Source organism: Allobranchiibius sp. CTAmp26, assembly GCF_017565405.1.
In the GTDB taxonomy this organism is placed as follows: domain Bacteria; phylum Actinomycetota; class Actinomycetes; order Actinomycetales; family Dermatophilaceae; genus Allobranchiibius.
Map to the genome: position 1 here is coordinate 165,107 of NZ_JAGEKR010000015.1, position 12,196 is coordinate 177,302.

11 protein-coding genes are annotated in these 12,196 nt (G+C 68.3%); 5 read left to right on the top strand and 6 right to left on the bottom strand.

Annotation, left to right across the window (positions count from 1 at the left end):
• Positions 1-27: 27 nt before the first annotated feature.
• Both J4030_RS11330 and J4030_RS11335 read left to right on the top strand, forming a co-directional pair.
• Positions 28-900, top strand: coding sequence for a phage major capsid protein (locus tag J4030_RS11330; protein ID WP_208049327.1), 873 nt, complete (start codon positions 28-30; stop codon positions 898-900).
• Complete coding sequence (locus J4030_RS11335) at positions 897-1,229, top strand: hypothetical protein (RefSeq protein WP_208049328.1); 333 nt, start codon at positions 897-899, stop codon at positions 1,227-1,229. The genes J4030_RS11330 and J4030_RS11335 overlap by 4 nt, the downstream gene beginning before the upstream one ends.
• A gap of 212 nt (positions 1,230-1,441) precedes the next feature.
• On the opposite strand, the gene J4030_RS11340 is transcribed toward J4030_RS11335, so the two are convergent.
• From J4030_RS11340 to J4030_RS11355, 4 genes are all read right to left on the bottom strand, one after another.
• Positions 1,442-2,002 carry a hypothetical protein gene (locus J4030_RS11340; RefSeq protein ID WP_208049329.1) on the bottom strand — a complete coding sequence of 187 codons (561 nt, stop codon included), beginning with the start codon at positions 2,000-2,002 and terminating at the stop codon, positions 1,442-1,444.
• Between the two features lie 63 nt (positions 2,003-2,065).
• Positions 2,066-2,971: a type II secretion system F family protein gene (locus J4030_RS11345; protein WP_307864663.1), complete on the bottom strand. Its 906-nt coding sequence runs from the start codon at positions 2,969-2,971 to the stop codon at positions 2,066-2,068.
• Positions 2,968-3,831, bottom strand: coding sequence for a type II secretion system F family protein (locus J4030_RS11350; RefSeq protein WP_208049330.1), 864 nt, complete (start codon positions 3,829-3,831; stop codon positions 2,968-2,970). The genes J4030_RS11345 and J4030_RS11350 overlap by 4 nt, the downstream gene beginning before the upstream one ends.
• The gene (locus J4030_RS11355) at positions 3,828-5,054 is read right to left on the bottom strand and encodes a CpaF family protein (protein WP_208049331.1); all 1,227 of its coding nucleotides are present in this window, start codon (positions 5,052-5,054) and stop codon (positions 3,828-3,830) included. The genes J4030_RS11350 and J4030_RS11355 overlap by 4 nt, the downstream gene beginning before the upstream one ends.
• A gap of 342 nt (positions 5,055-5,396) precedes the next feature.
• Between J4030_RS11355 and J4030_RS11360 the strand changes: the two genes are divergently transcribed.
• Positions 5,397-9,425, top strand: a complete 4,029-nt coding sequence (locus tag J4030_RS11360) for an FtsK/SpoIIIE domain-containing protein (protein ID WP_208049332.1) — start codon at positions 5,397-5,399, stop codon at positions 9,423-9,425.
• Positions 9,426-9,431: 6 nt separating this feature from the next.
• Here J4030_RS11360 and J4030_RS11365 read toward each other — a convergent pair whose 3' ends face one another.
• Positions 9,432-9,908, bottom strand: coding sequence for an SRPBCC family protein (locus J4030_RS11365; RefSeq protein WP_208049333.1), 477 nt, complete (start codon positions 9,906-9,908; stop codon positions 9,432-9,434).
• Positions 9,909-10,044: 136 nt separating this feature from the next.
• On the opposite strand from J4030_RS11365, the gene J4030_RS11370 reads away from it, so the two are divergent.
• Complete coding sequence (locus J4030_RS11370) at positions 10,045-10,386, top strand: hypothetical protein (RefSeq protein WP_208049334.1); 342 nt, start codon at positions 10,045-10,047, stop codon at positions 10,384-10,386.
• Here J4030_RS11370 and J4030_RS11375 read toward each other — a convergent pair whose 3' ends face one another.
• Positions 10,387-10,998 (bottom strand): TMEM175 family protein, encoded by a 612-nt coding sequence (locus J4030_RS11375; protein WP_208049335.1) that lies wholly within the window; start codon positions 10,996-10,998, stop codon positions 10,387-10,389.
• A 152-nt stretch (positions 10,999-11,150) separates the two neighbouring features.
• On the opposite strand from J4030_RS11375, the gene J4030_RS11380 reads away from it, so the two are divergent.
• Positions 11,151-12,167: an LLM class flavin-dependent oxidoreductase gene (locus J4030_RS11380; RefSeq protein ID WP_208049336.1), complete on the top strand. Its 1,017-nt coding sequence runs from the start codon at positions 11,151-11,153 to the stop codon at positions 12,165-12,167.
• Positions 12,168-12,196: the final 29 nt, after the last annotated feature.

Sequence of the window (12,196 nt, forward strand, 5' to 3'; positions counted from 1 at the left end):
GAATTTCAATGCCATTGGAGCACCCCCATGTCTGTTACCACAGTAACCACAGCAGCGGCCATCCAGACCGCCGTTCAGAAGTCCCTAGAACTTCCTCTAGCTCAGGCGTCACAGTTCCTCAGTTCCGGCGTGCAAATCATCGACTCAGCCGCGCCCGTCACCTTCCCCACACTCACCGATGACCTAGACGACCCGGCGTACGTGGCCGAGGTTGAGCAGATTCCCGAGTCCGACCTATCCATCGGGGGCATCCCCGCGATGCCGTCCACGATGTCCGGGCTGAAGCAGATCGTGAGGGTGTCGAACCTTGACCTCCGCAGCAGCGTCTTAGACCTGTCCAGCATCATCCAGTCCCGCCTAGTCGAAGGCGTATCCCGCAAGGCCGATACCGCGCTGTTCGGTGCTGGTGGTTCGGGCGTGACTGACATTAAGGGAATTTTCAACCGTAACTTGCCGAGCCTGGACATCGGCGGACCAATGACGTTCGACAAATTGCTAAGGGCCAAGGCCACGATCACCCGCAAGTACGTGCAGCAGACCTCGCTACGGTTTTTTCTGCACCCCGACGACGTAGCGGGGCTCGAAGGCGTCAAGGACTCCACGGGCCGCTACCTGTGGGAATCGGACATCACCGCAGCCGGTCAGTTGACGTTCCGAGGCATCCCGGTGATCGTCACTGACCGCCTGCCTAGCACCACAGGCGCTACTCCTACCGGGCGCGGACTACTTGCCGACATGTCGGGTTGCGTTGTCGTGCGTGACCTCTCGGGCCAGGTCGTGGTGCTCCGTGAGCGTTACGCCGATACCGACGAAACCGGTCTGCGCGCCGTGGCCCGTCTGGATCTGGCCGTGCTCAACCCTGACAAGTTCCTAGTGCTGTCCGGCATCGAGCGAGCATGACGCAGGTAGCCGTACCGACAGCTGTCGACGTTCTCACCTTCCTAGGTTGGGACGCCGACAGCGTGGCACCGGAGCAGATCGAGCAGCACCTAGCAGCGGTCACCCGTGCCGCCAGGGCGTACACCCGTGGGCAGGGCTGGTGGGACGAGAGCACGTGCGCTGAGGGCATCGCGTCCGCGATCGTCACAGCGACCGCGCGGAGTTTGGTCAACCCCTCGCAGGAACGGTCGTCGGTCATCGGCGCGGTGTCTTCCACGCCGGGTGTGTTGGGTTGGTCGATCCACGAGCGAGCCGCCCTCGATATGTGGCGAACGACGGTCGTCGTCTGATCCGCGCGTCCGATACTTGTACTGCACGGGGTCCGTTTCATCGCCTTCACCGTGCAATAAAAGAGCGGCAGTAAGCGGCCCCGACTGGTCAGGTCCATGGTCGACCGAACACCGCTCAGCAGCACGGCGAACGGGTCTAAACCGCCTCAAGACGCCGTGCACCGAGCGCGGCCACGCTGGTCCGTTAACTCCCAGCGTGGCCACGTTCGCTTCTACTTTCCAGCTAACTTATCTTCCAGCCGATCCGCGATCTCCCCCAGCAGCGTGGCAGTGGATTCGATGCCAAGACTATTTGTGGGCCACGCAAAGTAAAATTCGTTCTTCTCATCTGCGCAGCCCAGGTGTAATGCACGCCGGTACACCGACTCAGCCTCTCGCTGGAACCGTCTCTGATAGTCAGACATGTGCGCACTTGATCGCTTCGAATCCTGCTCGTTCTCCCAGTCCCAAATGATGCTCATGCCATCCTCGTCAACATGTTTACGCACCTGGGAACTGAGGCGGCCTATCGACCTACTATCGTTGTTTGCTGAAAATCTTGTAATCTCTGCCGAGAGCACGCGCGCTTCGACGGCTAGCTCGCGTTGCTGGTCCAGTTTTTTGCCAGGGAACCGCCAACCCACTGACGGTGCTAACAGCAGATACGCGCCGCCCAACGTCACTAACGTCGCCAAGACACGAACGAGCGCCGTTTGATCGCTGCTGAGAACGGCGCTCAAAGCGGCACCGACGAGCACGCCGCCGAACGTCGTAACTGCGGATTCTGATTTCACAGCCGCAAGATAGCTCAACCCCGGGGCGATCGGTCGTTGCCGCCTAGACCCGCATGATGCCTCCTACTTGATTGCTGCTAAGGCCACTGTCACGGGGAGCACCAGGAAGACCACCGGGATCATCATCGTGATCTCGCGTCGCCCTCCCAGCTCGATGAGTGCTTGTTTGCTGGCGTCGCGGGCGTCCTGCGCCTGGGCACGCATCACGTCCGCCAGCGGCGTGCCCCGCTCGACCGCGACCACGACGCCGTCGACGAAGCGGGCCAACCCCGGGATCCCGGTGCGGTCGGCGAGGCCTTCCAGCGCCGCGGGCAGCGTGTATCCGGACCGGGCGTCGCCCAGGCAGCGCGCGAGCTCACCGGACAACTGGCCCGAGGACAGCTTCGTCACGCGCTCCAGCGCCGCGGCGGCGCCTTCACCCGCGGTGATCGCGAGCGCGAGCATCTCCGCGATCGCCGGGAATTCGGCGAGGATCTGCGCTTCACGCCGCTCTGCCGCCCGCGTCAGCATCTGGTCGCGAGCAACCACCCCGGCGGCCACGCTGATCACGATGATCCCGACCGCGCTGACCACCGAGGTGCCTCCGCCCAGGACCTGCAGGGTCACCCACAAGGTGCCCGCGAGGCCGGCGGCCACACCCCACAGCGCCTGCTGCGCCCGGAACCCCTCGACGTCCGGTGGCAGGCCGGCGCGTTCCATCCGCCGCCGCACGGAGGTCGCGCCCCCGAGCACCCGCTCGACCACCATGCCGAGCCGGTGCAGCAACGGTGCGAAGATCCGGCTCACCTCGAGGTGCTCATCGGAGCTCAGCAGCAGACGCGACGGGCGCGGGGTGTCGTCGACGTACGGCGCGATCCTCGCCTCAAGGCCTGGCCGACGCCGCGCGGGCAGCCCGAGCCACATCAACGCGAGCCCGGCCGCGAGGACGAGCCCGATGAGTGCCCCGGCCCAGGACGCGGAGGATGTCACCGCATCACCCGCGCCTCGTCGGGCAACCGGCCGATCTGCCGCATGATGCGGTAGGCCACCATCGACACCGCGGCGCCCACGATGAGCACCACGACACCGGTCGGCTGCTGGTAGGCCCGCAGTGACGTGCCGCGAGTTGCCAGCATCGCCAACACGATCCAGGGAGCCGCCAACGCGAGACGTGCCGCGTTGACGGTCCAACTCTGTCGCGCTTCGAGCTCGGAACGGGTGCGTCCGTCATCGCGCAGGAACGACGACAGCGTGCGCAGCAGCCGCCCCAGGTCCGTGCCGCCGACCTCGCGCGCGATGCGCAGGGACTCGATGAGTCGATCAGCCACCGGATCGCTCAGTCGCAGCTTCAGGGCGTCGAGCGAACTCTGGAAGTTGCCGGTCGCGCGGTAGTCGTGAGCGAAGTCCAGGAACGCCGGACGCAACTCCTCCGGCCCGCGCACGGACAGTTGGGAGAGCGACTCGGGCAGCGCCATTCCGGCACGGACCGCGGATGCGATGTGGTCGACCACGTCGGGCCACAGTTCGCGCATCTGGGTACGCCGTCGCCGCGCCCTGCCTCGCACGAAGGCAATCGGTGCGTATCCGCTGATCAGACCGAAAGCCGACGAGATCGGCACTACCGACGTGGTTGCCATCGCCAACAGGAAGACCAGCACCCCGACGCCGACGGAGACCACGAGGAGCTGGTTGGTGCTGATCGATCCGAGTCCGCTCTGCGCGATGGCGTCGGACAGCTTGTCGCGCCAGCTGGGCGTGGTCGGCTTCACGACCCGCTCCTCCCGCGGCCAGAAGGACCACCAGATGCAGAACAGCCCGAGGCCGAGCAGCACGGGTGGCAGGAGGGTCATGCGCGGTCACCCAGCAGGTGGGCGACGTCGTACCCAGCTCGTGCGAATCGCTCCTGATGGGGAGGGAATCCATCACCGCGGACGAGTTCGCCGTCACGTTGGACGAAGAGCTCGGCGATCTCGATGATCTCGTTCTCCGCGCGCCCGGGGATGGCGGCGATCTCCCGCACCCGGCGGCCGCCGTCGCGCTCGAGACCGAGATGCACCACCAGGTCGATGGAGCTCGCCACGGTCGGGACCACGAAGGAGGAGCTGACATTGGGGCCGGCCAGCAACGGGAGCGTGCACATCTTCACGATCGCCTCGCGAGCCGAGTTGGCGTGCAAGGTCGCCATCCCGGGGAGGCCGGAGTTCAGGGCGATCAGCAGGTCCAACGACTCCTCCTGGCGGACCTCCCCGACGATGATCCGCGATGGACGCATGCGCAGTGCCTCCTTGACGAGGCGACGCAGCGGGATCTCCCCGGTGCCCTCCAGGCTGGGCTGGCGGCACTGCATCGCCGCCCAGTCGCGGATGCCGAGGCGCAGCTCGAAGACCTCCTCGCAGGACACGACGCGCTCATTGCTGGGGATCGCCGCTGCCAAGCAGTTCAAGGTCGTGGTCTTGCCCGCTTGGGTGCCACCGGCAACCAGGATGTTGAGCCCGGACGCGACGGCCGCGGCCAGGAAGCGTGCCGCCTGGTGGGTGAGCGTGCCGAGCCGCACGAGGTCGTCGAGCTGATGGGCGCGGGTGACGAACTTGCGGATATTGACGTACCAGTGGTTGCGCGTCACGTCGGGGATCGCCACGTGCAGTCGCGAACCGTCGGGCAGAGATGCGTCGACGAACGGCGAGGACAAGTCGATTCGGCGACCGGAGGGCTTGAGCATCCGCTCGACCAGGTTCTTCACCTGGTCCTGCGTGAGGATCGTGGAGGTCAACTCGGCCACTCCCGATCTGGCCACGAAGACCCGGGCCGGGTCGTTGATCCAGATTTCTTCCACTCCGGGGTCGTCGAGGTAGGGCTGCAGAGGCCCATAGCCGACGACGGCGTCCAGGACGGCTCGCGTGGCGTGCTCGACATCTCCGAGCGGGTCCATCCCGCCGTGCAGGCTGCGCTCCTCGTAGTCCTTGATGACATCGCCCACGAGGCCCCGCAGTTGGACGGCCTCGGTGGTGGGGTCCAGCCGCTGCCTGCGGATGAGCTCGCGGACCTCGCCCTCGACGACCTGGATCCCGTTCATGTCGCCCCCTCGCCGGTGACCGTCTGATCTGTCCGATGCAGACAAGGCCTTCATGCAAGCAGTTCCGCAGGTGCCGTTCGGCTTATCCACAGAAATCGCCCGGCTCATTCCAGGTCGACGCACATCTCCCACCACGCGCGCCCCATCGGCCCCGCGGGCCTCAGCGATGTGGTGATCAGCACCCTCGTTTCGGCAGCAGCGGGTTGTCCACAACTGGCGCAGCGGCCCACGGGACAACCCGCTGATACTCCCCGGATGGAACGACCGCCCTCTTCGACCGTCACGCTGCGTCTGTGCACCGTGCGGTCGGCTGCGGGGTTGGTGCGCACATGGTGCCTCCAGGTGCCCGTCAACACGGTCTGGTCGCAGGTCGCCGATGCTCTCGAGGCGCCCGATCCGGCGTACGTCGGGCCGACTCGGCTGCGCGCGGATGCCGTGATCGGCTTGCCACCGTTAGTCAACGAGACGGTCGTCGGTGATGTCCCGGCACCGCGCGAACCGCCGAGTCTGCTCGAGCTGACGGCCACCGAAGGGCCGTGCGTGGGCGCTCGTTCAGCCCTGACCGGCGAACGGGTGACTGTCGGTCGCGCTCCCGAAAACCATCTGACGCTGGACGACGACGACCTGTCCCGACGCCACTGCGAGCTGCGCATCGAGCAGGGACGCGTCGTCGTGCGTGACCTGTGCTCCACCAACGGCACATGGATCGACGGCACCCCGGTGGGTCCCGACGTCGTCGAGCTCCGCGTCGGGCAACGGCTGCGGGTCGGTGGGACCACCTTCGCCCTCGAGCGGGCCGGACGCGCGCGCGAAGACCTACAGACCGACGGGGCGGGCCGATACCTCATCCACCGGCCACCGCGAACCGTGCCACGACTGCACGACATCGAGCTCACCGCACCACGCGCTCCGGATCTTGCGACGCGGCGCGGCTTCCCGTGGGTGTCCGCACTCGTACCCCTGCTGCTGGCTGCCGCGATGGTCCTTGTCTTCCGCAACCCGCTCTTCGCAATGTTCGCGCTCCTCAGCCCCGTGATGGTCATCGCCCAGTACGCCGGCGACCGTGGCACCTCCCGCGGACGTCATCGAGCCGACGCGCGGGCCCACGCTGTCGCTCGAATGCGCCACGAGGCGGACTGCGCGGCCGCGGTGCACGTCGAGCAGGCCTTGCGCCACACGCTCGCACCCCCTCTCACCCACGCCGCGCAGCACGCGGTCCTGCGCACGGCTTCGGTGTGGCGCCGCGCGCCTCACCAAGAGGACCACCTGTTGTTCCGGCTCGGCACCGGCTCCCTGGCCAGTCGGGTGCACGTCGCGGAAACCGGCGTCGCGACGCGCGCCCTGCCGGTGCACGAGGTGCCGATCACCCTGTCGCTGATCGAGCACCGCGTGGTGGGTGTGAGCGGTCGGCTGCGTCATCAGGCAGCCTCGGGGATCCTCCTCCAGCTGGCCGCCTGGCAGTCACCGCGCGACCTGAGCATGGTGATCATCTGTGCGGACAGCGCCGCCCGCGATCACTGGGGCGACATGATGGTGCTGCCTCATCTGCTCGACCATCCCGCGTCGCAGCCTCGCGTCATGGTGGCCGACCCGGACGACGTGCATTTCGCCGAATGGTGTTCACAACTGGTCGAATTCGGAGATGACTCGCCACCCCGCACGCTCCTCGTCGTCGACGGGGCCGCCCCACCGGCGGTCGCCAATCTCCTCACCCGGGCCACGACGTACGGGCTGGCAGTGCTGGCTCTCGAGGACGACCAGGCGCAGCTGCCCGGCTCCTGCACTGCGACCGTCCGCGTCGACCGGCCCGACCGCGGCAGGCTCGACAACACCGAGTTCCGCCCCGACCTGCCCGTCACCTCCCTGGTCGCAGCGACGGCTCGCGCACTCGCAGCACTGGCCGACGCGGGACCGGACGAACCGGAGCAACAGGTGCCCGCTCGCGTCGATCACATGACCCTGGTCCGCGCCCACCTGGGGGTCGATATCTCCGATGCGGAGGCGGTGCAACGGCTTTGGGCGACGTCGACGCCCACCCCGCGCGCTCTACTCGGCGTGGGATCGGATGGCCCGTTCTGGGTCGACCTCGCGGTCGACGGGCCGCACGCGTTGGTGGCCGGTACGACGGGAGCAGGCAAGTCCGAGCTGCTGCAGACCTTGATCACCTCGCTCGCGCTGGGCAACCCACCCGACCGATTGACGTTCGTGCTCATCGACTACAAAGGCGGTGCCGCGTTCCAGGACTGCGCCCGCCTCCCCCACACGCTCGGCCTGGTCACCGACCTCGACGCGCACCTGACCTCGCGAGCGCTGCGGTCGCTGGAGGCGGAGGTACGTCGTCGCGAGCGCCTGCTGGCAGCAGTCGGCGCGTCGGATATCCGGGACTACGACCAGGCCGGGCGCCACGAGGCCCTCGCGAGGTTGTGCATCGTGATCGACGAATTTCGAGTGTTATCAGAGGAACTGCCGGACTTCATCAACGGACTGGTGCGCATCGCGGCCGTCGGACGCTCGCTGGGGATCCATCTGATTCTCGCGACCCAACGCCCGGCGGGTGCGGTCTCCGCCGACATGCGTGCGAACCTCAACCTCCGCATCGCGCTGCGGGTCCGCGATGCCTCTGACTCACAGGACGTCATCGAGACGGACGCCGCCGCGGCGATCTCGGCCTCGCTGCCCGGGCGTGCGATCGTCCGGACAGGCGGCGGCGCACCGTGCGTCCTGCAGACGGCCTGGACGGGTGCGACGGTGCGCACCGCCGATCATCCCGTCCGCGTGGCGCGCGTCGATCCCAGGTCCGGAGCTCCGATCTGGCCAGCGGAGGCACCAGACGTTGCCGCGCCGACCGGTCTGCGAGTCCTGACCGGGGCAGTGCGTTCAGCTGCGCACGACGCCGGATTACGCCGGCCCGCGTCGCCGTGGTTGGCACCGCTTCCTCGCCACGTGCGCGCGTCCGACCTAGTGACGAAACCGTTGCGGGATCTGGGCCTCCGCGAATCCGGACCATGGGCCGTTCCTCTCGGGGTGGTGGATCTCCCGGACGAGCAGCAGCAGTCGACGATCGGATGGGACGTGGACGGCGACGGTCACCTGGCGATCGTCGGTGGGCCGCGCAGCGGGCGGACCACCTCCGTGCACAACCTCATCCGCGCGGCCGCGGCGATGTGGCCGTGCGACCGCCTGCACGTCTATGTGCTAGACGGCAGCGGGGGGCTGGGCAGCATCGGGCGTCTGCCGCACGCCGGCGCGGTCGTTCTGCGCGACGAACTGTCGCGCACCCTGCGTCTCGTGGAATGGCTCACCCGCACCATCAGCGAGCGTCAACTGCGTTACGGCGGTGCGGGATTCGCCTCATCCGGCGAGGACCCGCGCATCCTGCTCGTGGTGGACGGTTGGGAGATCTTCCAGGAGCTGAGCAACGAACACACCGTCGGCGGTCTGGAGGACCGGATCACGCAGATCCTGCGCGACGGCCCGTCGGTCGGGGTCAGCGTGCTGGCTACCGGCGGTCGTGCGCTGCTGTCCGGCCGCGTGAGCGCACTCTTCACGAGCACGATCGCGACCCGGATGGCTGACCCGTCGGACCTGCTGATGGTCGGGCTGCGCGCCGCGCAGATCCCCGCCGACATGCCGCCTGGTCGTGGTCTTCTGCTGCCGGGAGGTGAGGAGTTGCAGTTCGCACTGACCGACGAAGCGAGTACGCATCCGGTTGCGGCACAAACCGGTTCGCCGCACCGCATCGATGCCTTACCGGATCGGGTCGAGCTGGCGAGGCTCGACGCGACCAACCCTGGCGTCGTGGTGCTGGGGTGCACTGTCGACGGTCCTGCGGGCTTTCCCCTCGGCGCGCGTGGCGAGGCGGGCTGGCTCGTCTGCGGACCCTCACGCAGTGGACGCACCACGACCTTGGCCGTGCTCGCTGCAACGCTCAGTCCCTCGCGGGCGGTCGGATGGATGGGACCAGCTGCTCCACCCGCGGACCTGCCGCCCGCGGTCACACAGCTGCCGTACGACGATCTGGCGGCGGTGGGCGCTTGGTTCTCCCAGCACCCCGACGGCGCCGTCCTGGTCGACGACGCCGACCAGTTGACGGGGATGCCCGCCGAGCCGGCCGTGCTGGAACATCTGGCGCGCAACCGGTCGACCGGGGGCATCGTCTGCGCCAGTGGGGTCGCCTCCGACCTCGCTACGTCGTACCGAGGACTGGCGCCCGAGCTGCGCCGCCGACAGACCGGGGTGCTGCTGCAACCAGGACGACACGACGGCGACCTCTTCGGCATCCGAGTCGGTCCGGCCGACCGGCCGCGACAGGGCCGCGGGCTGCTCGTGGTTCGTGGTTCGGTGCAGGAGATCCAGGTCGCGACCCTGTGACCAGCGTCAGGCGAGCAGCACCCGTTCCAGCTCCTCGAGAGCCTGGCGCGCGTAGCCCTGCCACATCCGCCCGAACGTCGGAAGTGCAAGTGAGCCAACGGCGTTCGCCGCACGAATCGTCCAGGACCAGGTGACCAGGGCGCCGGTGCCGACGGGGGCGAAGGCCCACTCCCCCTCCACCGACGCGGCCAGCACGACCATCGGCCCGGTGATGCCGTTCAACTGGTAGGCGAAGGATCGCGGCCGGTCGATCGCCAGCAGGGTCTCCCGCATCGACCCGCCGTCGGCGGTGCGCACGGTCCGGGTCTGCCCCGCGTCGCTGCCCCAGGGCGGCGTGAAACCGGTGGTCTCCTTCACCGCCGGGAGCACGCCGTAGCGGCGAGAGAAGAGCTGCGGCAGCGGGGTGGTCATCGTGCGCTCGAACGCGTCGTCGACCGGCACCGGGATGGCTCGACTGGCGGAGACGATCAACGGTGACGGCATGGCCGTGAGCCTACGCAGCGAGCGGCCGTACGGTCGGCGATCGCGCCCACGGAGGCGGGTTAAGGTGGCGGACTGCGGCGCGAGCGGGACGACGACTCGGCGGCTTGGAGCACGACGACGCACCGGAGGTGCACCGATGGACGCAGACCGCGCGCGAACCCTGCTGGAGGAAGAACGGGCGGAGGTCCAGGGCCTGCTGACCCACCTGGACTCCACCCTCGACCAGGACCGCGAGACCGGCCGCGGCGACGCGGGGGACGAGGTGGACTCCGCGCAGCCGCTGGCCGCCGACGAGGTCGACGACGCCACCGCCGCCAGCCTGCGCGACCGCCTGGCCGCCATCGAGCGCGCCGAGAAGCGGCTCGCCGACGGCACGTTCGGGCTGTCCGTCCGCAGCGGTACGCCGATCCCGGACGAGCGCCTCGAAGTGATGCCCACCGCCGAGCTCACCGTCGAGGAAGCCGCGAAGAACTCCTGATCAGGCGTCGCCGGGCATGTCCGGTGTCGTGCCCGGAAGCACGAAGTAGACGGCGACCGCCGCGGAGATGGCCAGCGTCAGGTAGGGGCTGACGAACGCTACGGCCGTGGCCAAGAGGTAGGGCGCCACGCCGATCAGGTTGCGGGACAGGACATGGCGCCGGTAGGCCGGGGTGATGTGGGCGTGCAGCAGGTGGGTCCGGCGTTGCAGCAGATGCCAGTTCATCGCGAGGAATACGGCGGACATCAGCAGCAGTGAACCTCCGTAGAGGGCCGCGGCGAGGGTGCGTCCGGAGTCCACGAGGAGGTAGCGCGCCATCAGCGCGGTGGTGAACGGCAGCAGGACGATCGTCATCAGCAGAGCGATGTTGAGGAAGAGGATCGAGCGGTCCACGGCCCGCAGTCGGCGCAGCGTGGCGTGGTGGTTGACCCAGATGACCCCGATGGTGAGGAACGAGACGACGTAGGCCGCGAAGCTCGGCCACTGCTCACCGAGTCGGTGCGCGAGAGAGACGTCGCGGGCGGGTTCGGGCACCCGCAGATCGATCACCAGCAACGTGATGGCGACGGCGATGACACCGTCGGAGAAGGCTTCCAGGCTGGTCTTGTCCATCGGGTTCCTCCTGCACCGGTGGGCTCGCGGTCGTCGATCGTCGGCGGTCGCGCCCGACGGCCCATCTCAGCATGCCGGGCCGATGCTCGATCGGTGATCGACGACGCACGCCGGCCAGGAATCCTGACCCCGGCACCGTCGTTCTACCCGTCATGAAGAAGATCGGGTTCCTGTCGTTCGGGCACTGGACACCGTCGCCGCAGTCGCAGACGCGGTCGGCCTCGGACGTGCTGCTGCAGTCCATCGACCTGGCCGTCGCCGCCGAGGAGATCGGCGCGGACGGCGCGTACTTCCGGGTGCACCACTTCGCGCGCCAGCTGTCGGCGCCGTTCCCGCTGCTCGCGGCGGTCGGTGCCAAGACGAGCAGCATCGAGATCGGCACCGGCGTGATCGACATGCGCTACGAGAACCCGCTCTACATGGCCGAGGACGCGGCCACCGCCGACCTCATCGCCGAGGGCAGGCTGCAGTTGGGCATCAGCCGGGGATCGCCCGAGCAGGTCATCGAGGGCTACGGCTACTTCGGCTACCGACCCGAGGACGGCGACCACGCCGCGATGGCGCGCGAGCACACCAGCACCTTCCTCGAGGTCATCCAGGGCAAGGGGTTCGCGCAGCCCAACCCGCGCCCGATGTTCCCCAACCCGCCCGGTCTGCTGCCGATCGAGCCGCACTCCCCTGGGCTGCGCGAGCGCATCTGGTGGGGCGCCGGGTCGCGCGCGACCGCCGAGTGGGCCGGTGAGCAGGGGATGAACCTGATGAGTTCGACGCTGCTCACCGAGGACACCGGCGTGCCGTTCCATCAGTTGCAGGCCGAGCAGATCCAGCGTTTCCGCGACGCCTGGAAGTCCGCCGGCCACCCCGGCGAGCCACGCGTGTCGGTGAGCCGCAGCATCTTCCCGATCGTCAACGAGACGGACCGCGCGTACTTTTGGCGCGACACCCACAGCACGGACCAGGTCGGTCAGCTCGAGGGCGGCCTGGCCCGCTTCGGCAAGTCGTACGCCGGGGAGCCGGACCAGCTCGTCAAAGAGCTCGCCGACGACGAGGCGGTCGCCGCGGCCGACACCCTCCTGCTGACGGTGCCCAACCAGCTCGGCGTCGACTACAACGTGCACGTCCTGGACAGCGTGGTGCGCCACCTGGCTCCGGAGCTCGGCTGGCGCTGAACACGCACCACCGGCGACGGTCCGGCGGC